Below are 19398 nucleotides of genomic sequence, written 5' to 3'. Positions count from 1 at the left end.
AGCTATAGGATTAATGTTTGGATTTGTGGTAATGATGTTTTTGGATGTTGCATTAAGTTAATTGAAGATTGGGCATTGAGAATTGGTCATTGGGCATTGGGTATGGAAAGATAAGAATAAATAATTTTAATTACTACTCATAAATTCAATATTTATTTTTAATCTAAAAGCTAAAATATTATAACTCCTCACTTCTAACTCTCAACCTTTAACCTTTAACCTTATTCATCATGGCATCAAAAATTGAAAATCAAACAGATTTTACTGATAAACTGCTTGAATTGATGCAGCAGCAAAACATCTCCAGTTTCAAAGCTTTGAGTAAAGTTGCTGGAGTTTCCAAATATCAGATACAGCGCTTGCGAAGAGGAAAAATTCAACAAATGCGCTTGGAGTATGCGATCAAATTATCGCGATCGCTACAAATAGAATTAAATGATTTAATAAATAATTTTTCTGAGACGGAATTAACTAAACAAGCATCAACACAACAGTCATCGTCACAAATAGCAGATTTAAAAAAAGAATACGAACGTCTGCAAAAGCAACTAGCAAATCAGGAACAATCATTACTTGCTCAGTTTCAACAATCGAGTTTACAAATCATCGAATCATTGTTAATCCAATTCCCTACAGCAGCATATAAAGCCAGAGAAAATCGTCAATTACCAGCAGTAAATATAATTCCACTTATCGAAAAACCGATTACAAGACTTTTGCAAGAATGGGGAGTAGAAGCAGTTGCCGAAGTCGGTACAGAATTACCCTATCTACCCGAAATGCATCAGCTAATCGAAGGTAATGCACAACCAAACGAAAAAGTCAAGGTACGTTATACGGGCTATCGTCAAGGAGAGAAATTGCTGTATCGGGCTAAGGTGAGTCCAGTTTAAGGGATGGGGAGATACGGGACAATCCAAAATCCAAAATTCTTAGCGTTGAGTGTTGAAACACAATCAATTGCGGGAATACTAATTAAATGTATACAGGGTAATGGACGATTTATGAATAAATTAATTGTGTATTGAATCGAGCCAGCATCTAACGAAGGGTAGAACCTTTACTAAAAAGGATTTTGGTGATGAATAAAGATAAAAAAACAAATGAGTTGTCCCTTAATCTGGAGGGAACAGTTCGAGATTGTCAAATACAGCACGAAGAATATTATTCTGCTGATTTTTTATTTCAGGTAATCAACGGCACTTCTGACCCCATCTTTGTCAAAGACCGTCAACATTGTTGGGTGCTGGTAAATGATGCATATTGTAATTTTATTGGACGTAGCAGGGAAGAAATTATTGGTAAGTCCGATTTTGACTTGTTTGAGAAAGAGGAAGCGGGTGAGTCTTGGGAAAAAGATGAATTTATTTTTACTACATCTAATCAAAACGAAGCTGATGAATGTATTACAGATGCATCGGGTGAAAGACGTTTTGTTTCGATCAAAAAATGCGTGTTTCAAGATGAAGAAGATAATAAATTTATAATTGTTACTATTCGAGAATTAACGCAACAAATTAGCCAGCAATTTCAAGTAGAAGCGCGATTGCGTTCGTCTAAACAATTGTTAGAGCAAATTTTAAATCACGTACCGCAAGCATTATTTTGGAAAGATTGTGATTCGGTATATCAAGGTTGTAATAGCTTTTTCGCGCAGATTGCGGGGGTGGGAGATCCACTGTTAATTAAAGGTAAAACTGATTTTGATTTACCTTGGAAAGAAGAGGAAGCTAATTGGTTTCGGCTTAATGATAGTCGTGCTGTTGAATCTAAAATTCCTGAAACAATTGTTAAACCACAACTGCAAGCAGATGGTAGACAATGTTGGTTAGAGATTAATACAATTCCGATTTGTGATGCTCAAGGAAAGGTAATTCATATTTTAGGAACATTACAGGATATTACCGAACGTAAAGAAATAGAAGTTGCTTTACATAAGTTATACGAAGATTTAGAAATTAGAGTGAATCAGCGGACTTGTGAATTGACTCAGGTCATCACTCATTTACAGAAAGAAATTAAACAGCGAGAAGCAATAGAAAATCAGTTTTTATTAAGTGAGGAAAAGCTACAAAAACTGTCTGCAAACGTTCCGGGGATGTTATTCCAGTTTAAACTTGGGGCTGACGGTCAATTTAGCTTTCCTTACGTTAGTTCTGGTTGTTTTGAAATATACGAACTTCCTCCAGAAAAAATCATCACTGATGCTAGCTTATTTATTTCCAGCGTTCATCGAGACGAACGAGAAGATTTTGAAAAATGTATTGCTAATTCTGCTCAGAGTTTGCAACCTTGGGAATGGGAAGGAAGAATTATTTTAGCTTCTGGAAAAGTAAAATCTATCCAAGCTGCATCTCGTCCGGTAAAACAAGCGGATGGTTCGATTATTTGGGATGGGGTGGTAACAGATGTAACTCGTTTAAAACAAGCAGAAAGAGCATTGAAAAAGGCTTACGCAGACTTGGAAAAACGAGTAGAAGAAAGAACTCAGCAGTTGTTGCAAAGCAATCAAGCATTACAAAAAGAAATTCGGGAACGTCACTCAGCACAATCTCAACTTTTAGCTTCTCGTCAAAGATTAACGCTATTGATTGAACAAACACCTTTAGCGGTAATTGAATGGGATATAAATTTTAAAATTAAAACATGGAATCGCTCGGCAGAAATCATTTTTGGATATACAAAAGAAGAAGCGATCGGTAATTATTTCGAGATGATCTGTCAAACTACTAAAGAACAAATACATCATTTAAAAACTGCATCACTGTCACAGTTTGGTGGAATCCGTATCGTCACTGAAAATATTACCAAAGATGGTAAAACGATTATTTGTGAATGGTATAACAATCCTTTAATTGCTGCAAACAATGAAGTCATTGGTGTTGCGTCTATGGTACTTGATATTACTGAAAGGGAACTCGCGAGCGCAACTTTGCAAGAACAAGAACAGTTTCTTCGCAGCATTTATCAAGGAGTCGAACAACTGATTTTCGTTGTCAACGTTTTAGATAATGGTGAATTGGTTTATACTGATTGGAACCTAGCAACTGAAAAAGCAACGGGTATAAATGCCTCGGACGCAATCAGCAAATTTCCGGAAGAAGTTTTCGGTGACGTTCAAGGTGCGAAAATACGTCAGCAGTATATTAGATGCTTGGAAGCAGGTATATCTGTAAGTTATGAAGAAAATCTAATTTTACAAGATCGAGAAAATTGCTGGTTGACTACGATTAATCCTTTAAGAAACATCGAAGGTAGAATTTATCGAATTATCGGAACATCATTTAATATTAGCGATCGCAAACAAGCAGAGACGCAGTTAAAACAGCAAACCCAAGAGTTGGAAGTGGCTTTAAATGAACTTAAAAATGCCCAAATGCAGTTGGTACAAAGCGAAAAAATGTCTTCATTGGGTAATTTAGTTGCAGGAGTAGCTCACGAAATTAATAATCCCGTAAACTTTATCTACGGCAATATTGATTATGCGAATAATTATACTCAAGACCTGTTAAAAATGGTTAAACTTTATCAACAATACTACCCCCAACCATCATCAGGTATACAAGCATTAGCTAAAGAAATAGATTTAGAATTTCTTTCTGAAGATTTACCAAAACTGCTAGATTCGATGAAAATAGGAGCGCAGCGCATCCGAGAAATTGTGACATCTTTACGTACTTTTTCCCGTATGGATGAAGTTCAAATGAAAAAAGTTGATATTCATGAAGGGTTAGATAGTACTTTAATGATTTTAGAAAATCGCTTTAAAGCTAAATCTGACTGTCCTAAAATTGAAATTATTAAGCAATATGGAAATTTGCCGTATATAGACTGTTATCCCGGTCAACTCAATCAAGTATTTATGAATATTTTGGCAAATGCGTTGGATGCATTGGAAGAGTCGATAGAACTCAAAAAACAAGTAAATAGCAGTCCTCAGATTCAGATTCGTACAGAATTAGTTGATTTGGATAAGATCAAAATTCGCATAGCAGATAACGGGATCGGAATACAAGAAGATATTCAAGAAAAATTATTTGACCCGTTTTTCACAACTAAACCTGTAGGTAAGGGTACGGGTATGGGTCTTTCTATCAGTTATCAAATTATAACTGAAAGACATGGTGGCACGGTCGAATGTCTTTCCCAACCTGGAGAAGGTAGTGAATTTGTGATTTCAATTCCCATCCGTCAACAATAAACATATCGGTGGGGGTATAAGAACAATTTTTTCTAACCTACATATATGTAATTTCTGAATTAATTTTTTAATTGATAACTATTAATGTAGCAGGTGTATTTGGCAAGTTGTCATTAAATGAATTATGATTGAAATGGATTAGGATAGTAAACGTTTTTTTGTCGTAATAATACTGAGAAACTATGACAGAGCATATTAAAGTCGTTCAACCCAGCGGTGTTTTAGATGCAACTATATCGCAAGATTTTCGGGAACAAGTTATTAAAACACTCGAAAGTAAACCAAAAATTGTACTGGTAGATTTAAAAGATATTACTTTTATGGATAGTTCTGGTTTAGGTGCTTTAGTACTAGCATTTAAAACTTTAAGAGCAGCAGATACCAAGCTAGTACTTTGTTCGATTAACGAGCAAATCAAAATATTATTTGAGCTTACTGGAATGGATAAAGTTTTTGAAATTTTTTCCAATCAAGATGAATTTAATAAAGCTGTACTTACACAAATTGCCTAATTAAAGCCAATTTGAAGTATAGATAAATCATCATCAAAATTCTTTTTTGAATTCAACTCGACAAGGTAATTGAGAATATTTTCTAGAGGACTGCTAGAAAGATGATAAAAGCGTGTAACCTTTTGAATAAAACTCTCAAGTCCCATGAGTTGACCGTCAACTAAAGTGATTTCGTAAGCACCATCACTAAAAATATATAAGGTGCTGTCTTTTTCAATTTTGCAAAAACCATCTGTATAATGAACCTCTGGAAACATCCCAATTGGCATTCCAGGGGTTTTTAATAATTGGATATTATTATGATTGCTTGATAACAGGATCGCTGGTGGATGACCAGCACTTGAATAAACTAGTTCACGCTTAATTTGATGGTAAACTCCATACCAAATAGTAAAGTATTTATCATTTTGGTAATTCATTTGGAAAGTATTGTTTAAAGCATTTAGTACTTCCCTAGGTTGATAATAGTTTAAGTCTTTAAGGGCCCGGGAACGCAGTAAATTTAATACTGAAATAGAAGGTAAAGTCGCTTTGAGTCCATGTCCAGCAGTATCAAGTAAATAGATAGCTAAATAATCATCGTCCAACCAATAATAATCAAAACAGTCACCACCGAGTTGCTGAGAAGGAAGAAAAGTATAATTTATATTCAGAGGTTGAATCATCGGGGTAGGCAAAAGAGAACGCACGTAATCCGCAGCTTCCGATAATTCAGCTTCTAAAATTTGTTTTTGAGCTTTTAAATCTCGACTCATTTGGTGCAGTCGTAAACCGGCTCTTACCCGCGCCTGCATCTCATTTTGTTCTATAGGTTTGGTGATAAAATCATCAGCACCAGCATCTAAACCTTTAACGCGATCGGCAACCGAATCCAAGGATGTTAAAAGAATAAAAAACGTAGTAGATAAATCGGGGTCTTTCTTAATATAGCGACAAACATCAAGTCCACTTAACCCCGGCATTAACCAATCACAAATAATCAGCGCAGGACGAGAAACCACAGCTTGTGCAATTCCTTCCTCACCATTGCTGACAGTAGCGACTTTATAACCTTGCTTCTCCAGCATTCTTTTAAGTAATATTTGAACGGCTGGATCATCATCGATTACTAATATTTGAAACATATTGTTGTAGTCGCTTAATTATAAAAAATAAAAATAAAAATAAATACGTTTGCGCCTAATAGCGATAGAAAATTAGCAAGTAACATTATTTATAAATTCAATTTTCTAGTTTATTTATTACAGACACTATTAGTAAAATCTACACATACCTTAGCCAATTATAGTGCCGATAGGGGATTTAGCCATAATATCAAGCTTTGTTTTAGCTGATTTGAATCCCGGTATACTTCTTGCTTAAACCATTGTCCGAAAGCGTCTAAGGGGTTAAAATCTTTACCCGGTTGCCATTTAACATCTTGACCCAAAGGTGTAAGGTGGTTCCCGGTTAGCATTTGCGTTGCTACCATATCCCCAAAGCGATCTTTTAACAATTTAGTTAAAGCTGCTGATTGGTCAAGGTTATCATTACTAAATTTGATTAATAAATTGCGACGGATATTGTAGTTTTCTTTGATCTGCCTGTAAGTTTCTGTGGGGGAAGGTGTAAACTCAACGTTAACGGCAGTGTTAAATTGTTCAACTAAAGGAATTGCATCCTTCGCGGCGTAGTTATTAAATGAGATGAGGATATTGCCCGCACGTTCAACTCGATTCGCGCTACCGATAAGTAAATGTAGCTTGCACCCCATACTGTGACCCAATCCATAAATAGGAAGATAGCCTTGAAAAGCCGGTTCTCTTTCTTCTAATCTTACCAATACCCGTTCAAAATTCAGCAAAACTTGTTGAGCGATCGCGCTATGGTCTAAGGTATTAACAAATGGAGTCGCAACAACCGCAAACCCTTTTTCTGCCAGATATTCGAGCAATAAGCGATAAGTTACGTGAGGTGCAGTAGCTACAAATGCACCACCTAAAAAATGAATGATACCAATGGGACGCTGAGGTATCATTACCCAGCTACCGGCAATTTGTTTCCAGTTCATGTTTTCACTAAGCCAGAGGGAAAATATTTAGAGATATAGATATTTATATTTTCTCACGGTAAAACCTGTTTACACACATATCAGCACAATGGGCAGTGTTAGTACATAATAGCTATTAAATATGTATAAGAAGAGCTAAGTACATTTTTTGTTCCCCGTTCCCCCCCCAACCCTAACACCTACGAGTTATATGGCTTCGCCTACAGAAATCAAAACGGATTTCTATATGTTAATTAATTATCGTTAAAGTTCAAAACAAGTTGCCTCGCTTCCAATTGAGATGTTTCTTTACTTTCAATATATTTAATAATTGAATTAGCAACATACTCGCTCAATTTTACGGGTACGGCTATTAATTGATGATGATTTCTCAGTCAAAATAATCTTTTATTAAATTGTAATAAAAACACACTATACAACTTCATATACCGCATATGCTTATCTTTACATTTTTGATCCCGATAGGGAAAGTAGTAGAATATAACTGTATAACTAAATAAATAATTCTTTACTGGAAGTTATTAGCTTTAAATAAATAACATAATGCGATTTTCCAACCTCAAAAAAATTTTAATAGCAACCTTTTTCGTAATAATTTTATATTTAATAATGGCGTTTACCTTACAAACCATAGGTTTAGATAATGCCCAACTCTTTATCAAAAAAACTGGAGTATGGTCTCCTATAGTATTTATAATTTTGTGTGCTTTAAGCTTAATTATTGCACCTTTGAGCGGAAGTTCACTATTTGTTGTCGGTGGAACTTTGTTTGGTAAACACAATGCGTTCTTGCTTAGCTATATAGCTACTATTATTGGATGCAGTGCTAATTTTTGGATATCTAGGAAATTTGGCAGAAAAGTAGCCCAAAGATTTATAGGCAAAGCTAATTTAGACGAACTAGATAAATTTATTGATAGATTTAAAAATCATCGTAGCATTTTATATATGATATTAATTATGCCTCTTTCGCAAGATATAATCAGCTATGCGATTGGTTTAACCAGAATTAAATATACCCATTTTTTAATCGCGTTGATATTAAGCAGTACTATAATTATTTCTGGATATGTATATATTGGTTCAAGTTTATTAGAAATGTTAATTCAGCCTAAATAACGGTTAAAGCAGCTAAAATTACCGCAGTTGGAATTAAGATATTATCAATTTCTTTTGGACTACAGGCTTCTACAACCGTAGCAAGTAAAGATAACAGAAAAATCCGCATTAGATTTAATTCGCTTGGTATAATTAACCAGACGAAAAATACGCTTGCAGCAAAAGCAGCAATAAACATTGACAAGCTTCCTTCCACACTTTTACTGCTGAGTACTTCATATTTCAACTTACCGTAGCGAGAACCGATAATAGGTGCAATTCCATCCCCCCAACCTAGAGTTGCGATCGCCATGATTCCAGGAAAAGTTTTGTAAAATAAAGTACCGCAAATAGTCGCGAAAATCACGAAATATAATGGTCCCTTGAGAAGTTCGCGTTTATCTCCGGTACGAGTCATAGTTTTAACAGCTTCATCTTCATCACTAGCAAATAAGCCTTTTTGTATCAGCAGCACTATCCACAAGATAAAAATCGCCACATTGAGATATTTAGACCAGTGGGAATCGTTGTAAAGCGGTAAAAACCCAATTAAGCAACCTGCACCAATATGAGTAATTTTACGGCTAATATCCTGCGGTAAATTCAAGCGATTTACGCAGAAATTCATTACCGCTACCAGTCCGAAAACATAAATAAATGTCAGTGCGGTTACAATTAAATTTTCAGAAAAAGCATTCATCAGTCTAAAGTTAGCTTGAAACTTATCATACCTTTTTTCAATTAACTTTTAGTATTTATTTCGTCTTCCTGATTTTTCCGAACCTCAACCCCTTCCTTTGTTAAAATCTATAATTATTCCTCTCCCTTAATAAAAAATTGACGTAAAATCTCGCTAGGTTTCCTATCCCAAGTATCGAGATGCTCGTATATCAAACCATCTTGATTTAGATGGTAATTTGAATGACCGTTAAAGAAAATTTTGGCTTTCCAAGGAACCCGCAACGTACCCCTTACAGTCCATTTTGCGAAAATCGTATTTTCATCTAGCTGATATACATCATGTAAATCAAAATGAATATCCGTAAAAAACAATCCAGCATGAAACCTTAGAGTCCAAAAGATAATTCGATAATTGAACTTCCATTTAAATTTATTTACCGGGTCTTTAAATAAAATATCTCCTGTATAAATATCATAGGAAATATCTTTCTCAAATAAAGTTGGTAAATCATGTTTGAGAACTTGAATATTTTCTTCTACTTGCGATTTATATTCTAATTGCATAATTTTAGATTAAACTTGTTTATAAGATAATTTCCTCTGTAACCTCTTTCTCTCCGCGTACTCTGTGTCTCTGCGGTTTACATAATTCAATACTTCTCAAAACCAACTCTTAAAAAATTTAAACAAACCCTGCTTCTTATTAACTTCTTGCTTAATATTACTTTTATTCAAATTTTCCAAAGAAGGAAATATAGCCGACTTTGCATAATAACCTTTCCGCAACACATTAGCTAAAGCATTATTTTTGTGTCGCAACCCTTCATAAAAGAAAAACACCTCTCCGCAAATACCGCAAGCACGATTGTATTCAATTACCTGCACCAAATAATCTGGATTTATATTATAATCACCCAACTTCATTAACACTCCTGGAGCAAGTTTACCTCGCATCTTTTCTGTAAACTGCTGTTTTACTAACCTGTCAATAATAGTCTTATAACTATTAAAATCGCGGCGATAAATTTGCGGATGAATAATATCTACCAATCCTTTTTCTAACCATGCTTGTGAGTCTTGTAAATATTCTTTCAAAGCCCAGTCGTGAATATTGGGAGCCATTGATATTAATAAATTCTTATTTACAGCTTTAATTTCACTATACAAACGCGCCAAAAAATCAGTTAAAATATCAGCACGCCACTGCAACCATTGACTATCTCTAAAATTCTGCGGCGGCTTTTTTGCGAATTCTTGCTGATATCTTTGTACAGTACCCTTGTCATAACCACCTTCAGACGGTAGAGCAGGTAAACGATCGTCCCCCTGGATACCGTCAACATCATAATTCTTCACAACTTCGAGGATTAAACTTAATATAAAATCCTGTACTTGAGAATCAAGAGCATTCAGCCATTCAAAACCATTTTTATTCAGTAAATTACCTTGAAAATCTCGTGCAGCCCATTCAGGTTTTTTCGCAAGTAACATTCCTCCATTACAATTATAAGAACTAGCAAAGCCATATTCAAACCAAGGAATTACTTTCAAACCTAGTCGATGAGCTTCAGTAATTACTTCTGCTAAAACATCTCTTCCTTGATATTGTGGATTGATTTCTACACCAAAATTTTGCTGCATTACTTGAGAAGGAAACTGCGTAGTTGCTTTGTTCCACACCACCGGAAACACAACATTAAATCCAGTTTCAGCCAGAAAATCCATTGCTTCAACGATATTATCGCGAGAATTAAAAACTTTACTACCAGTAGTAGTTAACCAAACACCGCGTATTTCAGTTACAGACATTTTTAAATATTACATATTAGGGTCAAGATGACGATACCGTGCTTGAACAACCATGTATACACCATAAGCCATCAAACCCAACGCTACTACCCCTAACAGCCAAGGTCCGTAAGGCTGACCTGCTAAAGTGTCCAATGCTTCATTAAGTCCACCAACTTTACTAGATTGAGCCATATACGCCGCTTGAATGACAAACCAACCTATTAAGAAGAATACAACACTTCGTGCAGCCAAACCAAATCGACAAATAGCTATAACCCATTGACGTTCTGTACTACTTAATTCAGATAAATTCAATTTTCTCTGCAACTTTTGGGTAAAAGCTCGATATAAATAATAAAATGCAAAAGCAATTACACCCGCACCAATCGTTCCTACTAACCACTGTCCAAAGGGTTGATTTAACAAACGAGCAGTCCATTCTTCTTTACTATCACTATTTCCACTGCTCGAACTTCCCATGATAATTTTTACCGCAGTCCAAGCCAATCCAGCATAAGCTAAACCATTAGCGACATAGGTAAGTCTGGTTGCGATACCTTTGAAATCGTTACCTTTACGTTCTGGGTCGTTGATTGCTTCAACAAAACGCCATATTACATATCCCATCAAACCGATCGCAACTAAACCAAGCAAAATTTGACCAAAAGGCTGACGTACTATTGCTTCTAAAGCTCCTTCGGTATCTGTAGTTTCTCCTCCTTTACCAAAAGCTGCTTGCACTGCTAGCAGTCCCACTAAAAAATAAACTGCTCCTTTTGAAGCGTAACCAAACCGCGCTAATCGTTCAATCCACTCTGCGGGTTGGTCTGATATCTGTTGTGTCATATGTCGATAAGCAATAACTACTATTTATCTACTCATATAAAATAGTAGAAAACATCTATCTTCCGAACAATCCAAAGTATAGATATTAAGCCACCGCAATACAGAGCGTGTGAAAAACCGGGTTTATTAAGAATTATTAGTGCTACGCAAAAATTATGTTTAGAAACCTGTTTTTTTGTTCTTGTTGAGTAATTTAGATGTAAACAGGCAAAATATCCTAGAGCAAAAAATATTTATGTGAATCTAAATATAGGGGGACGTAACAGTGCGGAGATTTCTACATTGTTTACGGGTGTAACTATGATGGTGTTAACCTGATACGAAACCTTTTTATCTTAATTAAATTCTAATTTAATAACACGATTAAAAAATATTTACTATGTCTGAAATATCTCGTAGAAGATTATTAAAACAAAGTGCAACCGCTTTAATCGGTCTTTCTTCGATCAACTTACTTAATCTACTCGCTAATTCTACTTCCGCTGCGGAAACTGCGATCGACAATTTGGAAACACAAATTTACCAGTTAATGCGAAATTTTCAAATTCCGGGAATTTCTATAGCGATGATTCGGGATGGTGAATTATTTTGGCATAAAAGCTTTGGAGTTAAACACCAATATACCAAAAAACCCGTTACCGACGAAACTATCTTTGCTGCTGCATCTCTAAGCAAACCATTATTTGCTTATGTAGTATTAAAAATGGTCGAACGAGGAGAAATTGATTTAGATAAACCTTTAACAGCATATACCGATAAACCATTAATTCCTGACCCTAGAATCAAACTTGTAACTGCTCGTCGAGTCTTGTCTCACACTACAGGTTTTCCTAATTGGAGCGGTGACAAACCCGTATGGATAAATAATACTCCGGGATCAAAATTTGCTTATTCTGGAGAAGGTTTTTTATATTTACAAACTGTAGTAGAAAAAATTACCGGACAACCTTTAGAAGCTTATTTACAGCAGCAAATATTAAAGCCTTGGGGAATGAATCGCAGTAGTTTTATATGGCAACCTGAATATCAAACAACTGCTAGTTACGGACATAATCGTCAAAATCAGCCCAAACCGATGAGCCAACCAAAAGCTGCAAGTTCAGCAGGAAGTTTACGTACTACTGCTTCCGAATATGCTCAATTACTTATCGCAATGATGAAACCGGAAGCTAGTTTACAACAGATGTTAACTCCGCAAATTAAACTCAGTGATTCTCTCGATTGGGGTTTGGGTTGGGGATTAGAAAAAACTAACAAAGGTAACTTTTTTTGGCATTGGGGAGATTTAGTTACTTTTAAAAGTTTTACCGTAGCTTCCAAGGATTTAAAAACGGGAATTGTAATTTTAACTAATAGTCAAAATGGCTTAAAAATTTGCGGAAATATTGTCAACCAAGCCATCGGTGGAAAACATCCGGCATTTAAATACTGGATGATTGATTATTAATTATTAGGACTTACGCAACTGGCACATTTTTTTGTAGGGGAGGCAAAATGGGGCGTAGATAATATCCCCCCATTATTGCCGTTGCTGTGACACTTTGATTGATTTTTAACGGAATAATAAGGTTTTTAGTGTCACGCACCATCCGAGTCTTGTGACAATCGCGTAAGTCCTGATTATATTTGGTTAAACATTAACAGGACTTAAGCAGCAGTAACAAGAAAACTAGTATTCCACGAATTTAGATCCCCCCAACCCCCCTTTTTTAAGGAGGGGGGTTTGAGTAAGTCCTGACTAATAATTAATCTTATTTATGCTTAGTATAAGTCAACTATTTCGTTTTTGCTAACATCAAGTTTGACTGATTTACACTAAATTGATAACCGATACCAAAATCTAATGGTTTAGTTTTAGTAGTTGTATAAACCCTTCTCAAATCCGACTGATAGCGATTGCTAAATAAACCAATTGGACGAGAATAAGCACCATAAAACTTTAAGTTCCATTTGGCATTATCAAAAGACTTTAAAGGCATTCCAGAATCATCTTGTAATAAATAACTACTATTAGCCAAAATGGTATCTCTAATATTTGAAAAGCTGCCGTTGTACATTAAATAAGAAGCTGCTTTCAGATAAGTAACTGGGTTATCAAGTTGAGTCACAAATTGTGTTAATTCTGGATGCTTTTTCAAGCCGTCGTTTGATAAATCCGTCGAGAAATAATACAGAGTACGGGGGACTGAATCTCCTTCGGGGACAAAAGCAATTTTTACTCCTGGAACCATCCCTTTTTGATATTCTCCGACCTTAGCATTTTTATCCAGCCCAATATACTGTAAATCTAGGATACGATTTTTAGTACGTGCCATAAATACGTACAAAATTGGTAAAACTCCTTGCTTTTGCAAGTCAACCTTCATATCGTTGGTGCGGAAGAAGCTAAATTGTAAAATTTCCGACAAAGAACTTCTTGCTTGACGTAATTGAGTATCAGTTTGACTTGCAGAAAGTTTTGCAAAATCTGGAACGCTACCCACTGGTTCTAAACCTACTAAAACCATTTCCTTGGCTTTCGGAAACAAAGAGTAACTGTAGAGAAAATCCGGTCCGCTGAAAGGATAAAAAACAGATGGAGATTTAGCGTTAACTTCTTTTAATTCAGCCCCAGTCCATTTTCTTACTTTTGCTAACTGTTGATTTTCTAATTTTGACCAAGCATTTTTATAGTAATTTTGGTGGGAACTCCAACCTTTATTTTGCTGTACTTTCGCTAAAGGACTTTGACTATCAACTTCTATCCCAGCCAGCAATTTTGCAGTATCAGTTAATTTAGCGGATTTCGCTTTGTCAAATGCTAACGGGTCTACAGTTGTAGTTGATTCAGTCTTTTCAATCGCGTTAGTTGTACTGGAGTTAGCATTAATATCCCCACTACAACCCTGTAGTAATAGTAATCCAGCAAAACTAATAGTACAAAAAGCAGAAAGCAATTTATTATTTTTCATGATAATAGTGAATACTTTTTCAAGTTATTGATAAATACAATTGATTTGGACTTGTTTTCAGATGCAAAATTTATTCTGATATTTCTTCAACCGAAGACCAGCCCAACTTGTTCTTTGCTGCAAAGAAATAGACAACTAAACCGATCGCTACCGTCCCCAGACCAGTTAAAGACTCCACTGGTTTATCAATCAAAATAAACACCAGCATCCATAAACTAATTGCTAAAAAGATAATTGGTGTAAAAGGATAACCCCAAGTTTGATAAGGTCGAGGTGCTTCGGGATATCGCAAACGGTGGACAAAAATTCCTAGAACTGTAATAAATGAAGACAAGGTTAAAGTAAATCCTAAATAAGTAATCACTGCTTGAAAACTAGATGTCAGGATTAAAACGATAACGATAAATAGCTGTAAGAGAATTGCCAAATATGGAATTCCGCTGGTATTTTTCCTTGCAAGCAGTTTAAATAAAGGAATATCTTCTCCAATTGCTTGAGTCACTCTCGGACCAGCCAAAACCATTGAACTAATGGAAGATATTAGTCCGAACGAAATTAATATACCCATTACTTTTGCCCCGAAAGAGCCAAAAATCTGATTAGCAGCTATATATCCAACTTCTAATTCTCCGACTAGCTTATTAATCGGAGTAGTGTATAAAAATATAAAATTTAATAGTAAATACAGCCCCATGACAATCAAAGTTCCACCAATCAAAGAGCGAGGTAGATTCTTTTCCGGTTGCTCTACTTCACTAGCTAAATAAACCGCTGCATTCCACCCTGAATATGAGTAAGTTACGTAAACTAACGAAATTGCAAAGGGAGAACTGAAGATTAAATTAACATCTCCTATTGATGGTAAAAATCCTAACTGTTGAGGTTCTGCTAAAAATAAACCACAAACAATTAAAACCACAATTAAAAACACTTTTAAGATAGTAAATATCTGTTGGAAGTAGCTACCAAACGCTTTATTTCTACTATGAATTAAAGAAACACCGATAACTACACTTAACGCGATCGCGCTGGAAGAGATTAGCGGAAATACACTTTTGAAATATGCTCCGAAAGCCATAGCTGCGGCCGCTATTGGTGCAGCAAATCCTACTGTTACCGATACCCATCCAGATAAAAAACCTACCACTGGATGATAAATACGAGATAAATAGTAGTACTCACCACCCGAATAAGGCATTGCTGCACCTAACTCGCTGTAACTTAAAGCACCGCATAAAGCGAAAATTCCACCAACCATCCACAATAATAAAAGGGTGAAACCAGATTTAATATCTACTACTTGAAAACCTAAGCTAGTAAATACACCTGTACCGATCATATTAGCTACTACAATACAGGTTGCAGTAAACAAGCCAATTGGTTTTTGTTGCTGATTTAAAGTCATTTGTTTACAGTAATTACACTGTTTTTTTTGTATTTTAAGTAACTATAGTTTTAACTCAGCAAATTATTAGATGACATCCTGAGAAATGCCGATGTTTCTACAAACTAAATTTATGATAATTATAAAAAATGTTCCACTGTCAGGATTATTACTTAATACAACTGCAATAAACAATACCCGCAGCTTCCTTAATAGTTACTAATTTGCAGCAAAAAGATCATCGATACTGAGAACAAAAAATCACTCAAGGATATTACTTAAAGAGTGATATTTATAAAAAATACTTGCTATTCGCTAAACTTACTCCGTAAATATACATATGCTATTTTTGATAATTAGTTCTTGAATAGTTATATTAGGTTTAAACCCTTACCCCTATTGCCTACTACCTTGTGCTAATTACAATTTTCAACGCCGACCTACTCTACTTGTATTCATTTATGAAATTAATTTAGGGAAAATTCTTTTTCTACGGTTGTTGCTGCAATTTGTGACGCTATACCTGTTAATACTCTATAAATTTTGGGAATACTATAAACATAGTCTTAGAGAAATTGTAAGTTTATGATTCGATATTGAATATTGTGACAGTAAACTGCGAAAAAGTTTTCATAGAATTGCATTTAACATATATTAAGTAGCTGTATATGGTTAATTTATCAGTATATTTACGCTAACTAAATAGTGATTTTATTAATATACGTTTAATTTTGGTTAACTCCAAGTTCGATTTACGAAAAGACAATATTTTATTGGTGAGTTAAACATGAAATAGTTATGGTTATATAACTGTAAATATAAAAGTAATAAGTAATTTTGTTTTTTTATTGTCTTTTATTTAGGTATCTTCGAGGGTGACGTTTTATTTGATGAAAGATTAAACTGTGGATAATGCTCCTACTTAATTAGACTTCTTGTCGAAATGATTTTTTATATATTATTTAAAGGTTAAAGATAGAAAAGGATTTAATAACCATGTTCTTCTATTTTTATCTTCCTTTTGATACTACACGCAAGCAGTCTAGTTTGTTAATAGCAAGTTTTAGATAATAACTTTGCGGATTTATCACCTGCAAAGAATCAAATAATAAAACAAATCTTATATCAAAAGGCAGTTATGTCAGTCTACCAAAGTAGTCGCAATGAAACCGCTGATTTAATTATTGGTGCTAAAAATCAACCGGAACGCGACGTAATTCAATCGGCTCGATTAGATGCTTTAAGTCATCAACAGGAAGGAACTATATCAACTTTCCTTGCTCCTTTAACTCAAGATACTTTTAAACAAGTTGTTAAAGATGTAGAGCATAAATTACAGATTGTGAATCAAACCCTATCAATGCTGGATTCTAAAGGGTTTGAAGCAATTTTGCAAGAAATGTTGCAATCTATCACTTTAAAAACTGGGGAGTTATTAGGTGCCGATCGCACAACAATATTTCTGTTAGATGAAGAGAAACAACAGTTATACACAATTGTTGCTGAAGGGGAAGGAAAACGTCCTTTAGAAATTCGTATACCAGCAAATAAAGGTATTGCTGGTGAAGTTGCAACTCATAAAAAAGTTGTAAATATTCCCTTTGATTTTTATAACGATATTCGTTCTTCTTTTGCACGAGAACACGAAAAAAGAACGGACTACCGTACTTTCACAATGTTAGCTTTACCTTTGCTCAACGAACAAGGTAAATTGGTCGCGGTCGTGCAGTTGTTAAACAAATTAAAACCAGATAGCAATACTGAAGCTCCTTTATCAGAACGTGTTGATGTCAGGGGATTTACTGATGCTGACGAAGAATTATTTCAAGAGTTTGCACCTTCTATTCGATTAATTTTAGAATCATCCCGCTCCTTTTATATAGCGACTCAGAAGCAACGAGCTGCTGAAGCGTTGATGAAAGCAATTAAATCACTTTCACAAAGCAGTCTCGATTTAGAAGAGACACTGAAGCGGGTGATGAATGAAGCCAAACAACTCATGAACGCAGACCGTTCTACTTTGTGGTTAATAGACCGCGATCGCCAAGAATTATGGACAAAAATCACCTTGGGTGATGGTTCGACTAAAGAGTTACGAGTACCTATGGGTAAGGGTTTTGTCGGTCAAGTTGCCTCAAGCGGTAAAATATTAAATATTCCCTTCGATTTATACGACCATCCCGACTCCGATACTGCGAAACAAATAGACCAGCAAACCGCTTATCGTACCTGTAGTTTGCTGTGTATGCCAGTATTTAACGGTGATAAGAAATTAATCGGTGTAACTCAACTCGTAAATAAAAAGAATAAAAGCGAATTTCCCCCTTACAACCCCGATAATTGGCCCCAAGCACCCGAATGCTTCCAAGCGAGCTTCGACCGTAATGACGAACAATTCATGGAAGCTTTCAACATTCAAGCAGGTGTAGCACTACAAAACGCTCAATTGTTTGCCACTATTAAACAACAAGAACAAATGCAGCGCGATATTCTCCGCAGTCTTTCTAATGGTGTTATTTCTACTGATAGTAAAGGCTACATCGTTGCGGCAAATGAAAGCGCTTTACGTTTGTTAGGACTAGAAGCAGAAGAACGCTTAGAAGGCAAATTAATCAACGATATTATCAATATCAAAGAAAACGACTTTGATAAATGGTGTGACGATGCTTTAAATAATCATAACGATCATAAATTACGCGAGCAGTATTATCCCGATCGCACTCTTGTGACCCATCAATCTTTAGAAAATAGCATCAACTTATCAATTAACACCATTGCTGACGTTAGTGACAATCAACAAGTCCGGGGTGCGCTGGTAGTAATGGATGATATTAGCGACGAAAAGCGGCTCAAAAGTACCATGTACCGCTACATGACCCAGGAATTAGCCGAAGAACTGCTCAAATTAGACGACGCAAAACTAGGTGGCGATCGCAAAGAAGTTTCGATTCTATTTTCCGATATTCGCGGCTACACCACTTTAACGGAAAACTTGGAAGCGGAAGAAGTAGTAGGTATGCTCAACGAATATTTTGAGTCAATGGTCGAAGCAGTTTTCAAACATAAAGGCACCTTAGATAAATACATCGGTGATGCCATCATGGCAGTATATGGTTCCCCATTACCATTACAAAATCATGCTTGGATGGCAGTACAAACATCCTTAGAAATGCGTCATCGTTTAAACGACTTTAACGCTCGTCGTCATGCAGATAACAAGCCAGAAATCAAAATTGGTATTGGGATCAACTCAGACGTTGTTATTAGTGGAAACATAGGTTCGAGCAAACGCATGGAATTTACAGCGATCGGCGATGGAGTCAACCTTGGTTCGCGTTTAGAAAGCGTTAGCAAACAGTACGGCTGTGACATTATCATCAGCGATAATACTCATGAGCCTTGTAAAGACTTAGTATGGGCAAGAGAACTAGACTACATTCGCGTCAAAGGTCGTAACGAGCCAGTATCAATATACGAATTAATCGGTTCGCGTCACGATAAAATCAGCGCAGACAAACTGATTGCCATAGAGCATTATCACAAAGGACGCGAATATTATATCAATCGCCAATTTACCTCAGCCAAAAACCAATTTGCTAAAGTTTTAGAAATCGAAGCAGATGACAAACCAGCGATATCCCATCTTCAACGCTGTCACTATTGGTTGGAAAATGATTCCGATAACAATTGGGATGATGGTGTGTGGACTTATAAAGAAAAATAGCTGCTTGCATCGATGTCTCTAGATTTGACTGGAGCTAGAGCTTTCGTAAACTGTATTACAAGTTAGGACTCCACCACATTAATTTTGCAGGATAATGTATTCGTAGTGCGACCATCTTGGTCGCTCGTTATCCCCAGCGAGGGTCCCGCTCGTTATCCCC

14 protein-coding genes are annotated in these 19398 nt (G+C 35.6%); 6 read left to right on the top strand and 8 right to left on the bottom strand.

From position 1 onward, the window contains the following. Window positions 1–230: 230 nt before the first annotated feature. From VB797_RS20790 to VB797_RS20780, 3 genes are all read left to right on the top strand, one after another. The gene (locus tag VB797_RS20790; protein ID WP_323239645.1) at window positions 231–893 is read left to right on the top strand and encodes a helix-turn-helix transcriptional regulator; all 663 of its coding nucleotides are present in this window, start codon (window positions 231–233) and stop codon (window positions 891–893) included. Window positions 894–1081: 188 nt separating this feature from the next. Beyond that, window positions 1082–4201 carry a PAS domain S-box protein gene (locus VB797_RS20785; RefSeq protein WP_323239644.1) on the top strand — a complete coding sequence of 1040 codons (3120 nt, stop codon included), beginning with the start codon at window positions 1082–1084 and terminating at the stop codon, window positions 4199–4201. A 182-nt stretch (window positions 4202–4383) separates the two neighbouring features. Then, the gene (locus VB797_RS20780; protein ID WP_323239643.1) at window positions 4384–4713 is read left to right on the top strand and encodes an STAS domain-containing protein; all 330 of its coding nucleotides are present in this window, start codon (window positions 4384–4386) and stop codon (window positions 4711–4713) included. On the opposite strand, the gene VB797_RS20775 is transcribed toward VB797_RS20780, so the two are convergent. Together VB797_RS20775 and VB797_RS20770 are read right to left on the bottom strand one after the other, a co-directional pair. After that, a complete protein-coding gene (locus VB797_RS20775) occupies window positions 4710–5837 on the bottom strand; it encodes a PP2C family protein-serine/threonine phosphatase (protein ID WP_323239642.1) in 1128 nt (375 codons plus the stop codon). The two genes, VB797_RS20780 and VB797_RS20775, sit on opposite strands and share 4 nt — an antisense overlap. Before the next feature lie 158 nt (window positions 5838–5995). Continuing rightward, on the bottom strand, window positions 5996–6763 hold the full coding sequence (locus tag VB797_RS20770; protein ID WP_323239641.1) for a DUF1350 family protein: 768 nt from the start codon (window positions 6761–6763) through the stop codon (window positions 5996–5998). Between the two features lie 543 nt (window positions 6764–7306). On the opposite strand from VB797_RS20770, the gene VB797_RS20765 reads away from it, so the two are divergent. Further along, window positions 7307–7882, top strand: coding sequence for a TVP38/TMEM64 family protein (locus VB797_RS20765; protein WP_323239640.1), 576 nt, complete (start codon window positions 7307–7309; stop codon window positions 7880–7882). On the opposite strand, the gene VB797_RS20760 is transcribed toward VB797_RS20765, so the two are convergent. The 4 genes from VB797_RS20760 to VB797_RS20745 all read right to left on the bottom strand — a co-directional run bounded on the left by VB797_RS20760 (window position 7875) and on the right by VB797_RS20745 (window position 11179). Continuing rightward, entirely contained in the window at window positions 7875–8561 is a 687-nt protein-coding gene (locus VB797_RS20760) for a phosphatidate cytidylyltransferase (RefSeq protein ID WP_323239639.1), read from the bottom strand. The two genes, VB797_RS20765 and VB797_RS20760, sit on opposite strands and share 8 nt — an antisense overlap. Before the next feature lie 113 nt (window positions 8562–8674). After that, window positions 8675–9106: a DUF2358 domain-containing protein gene (locus VB797_RS20755; RefSeq protein ID WP_323239638.1), complete on the bottom strand. Its 432-nt coding sequence runs from the start codon at window positions 9104–9106 to the stop codon at window positions 8675–8677. A gap of 96 nt (window positions 9107–9202) precedes the next feature. Next, entirely contained in the window at window positions 9203–10351 is a 1149-nt protein-coding gene (locus tag VB797_RS20750; protein ID WP_323239637.1) for a glycoside hydrolase family 10 protein, read from the bottom strand. Window positions 10352–10360: 9 nt separating this feature from the next. Further along, window positions 10361–11179 carry a DUF1206 domain-containing protein gene (locus VB797_RS20745; protein WP_323239636.1) on the bottom strand — a complete coding sequence of 273 codons (819 nt, stop codon included), beginning with the start codon at window positions 11177–11179 and terminating at the stop codon, window positions 10361–10363. A 379-nt stretch (window positions 11180–11558) separates the two neighbouring features. On the opposite strand from VB797_RS20745, the gene VB797_RS20740 reads away from it, so the two are divergent. Then, window positions 11559–12626, top strand: a complete 1068-nt coding sequence (locus VB797_RS20740) for a serine hydrolase domain-containing protein (protein WP_323239635.1) — start codon at window positions 11559–11561, stop codon at window positions 12624–12626. A gap of 328 nt (window positions 12627–12954) precedes the next feature. Here VB797_RS20740 and VB797_RS20735 read toward each other — a convergent pair whose 3' ends face one another. Together VB797_RS20735 and VB797_RS20730 are read right to left on the bottom strand one after the other, a co-directional pair. After that, window positions 12955–14130 (bottom strand): hypothetical protein, encoded by a 1176-nt coding sequence (locus tag VB797_RS20735; RefSeq protein ID WP_323239634.1) that lies wholly within the window; start codon window positions 14128–14130, stop codon window positions 12955–12957. A 70-nt stretch (window positions 14131–14200) separates the two neighbouring features. After that, window positions 14201–15535: an APC family permease gene (locus VB797_RS20730; protein WP_323239633.1), complete on the bottom strand. Its 1335-nt coding sequence runs from the start codon at window positions 15533–15535 to the stop codon at window positions 14201–14203. A 1117-nt stretch (window positions 15536–16652) separates the two neighbouring features. Here VB797_RS20730 and VB797_RS20725 point away from each other — a divergent pair. After that, entirely contained in the window at window positions 16653–19238 is a 2586-nt protein-coding gene (locus VB797_RS20725) for a GAF domain-containing protein (RefSeq protein WP_323239632.1), read from the top strand. Window positions 19239–19398 lie beyond the last annotated feature (160 nt).

It is taken from the genome of Rivularia sp. UHCC 0363 (assembly GCF_034931125.1).
Taxonomy (GTDB): domain Bacteria; phylum Cyanobacteriota; class Cyanobacteriia; order Cyanobacteriales; family Nostocaceae; genus Rivularia.
This window is presented reverse-complemented; position numbering and strand designations above follow the sequence as displayed.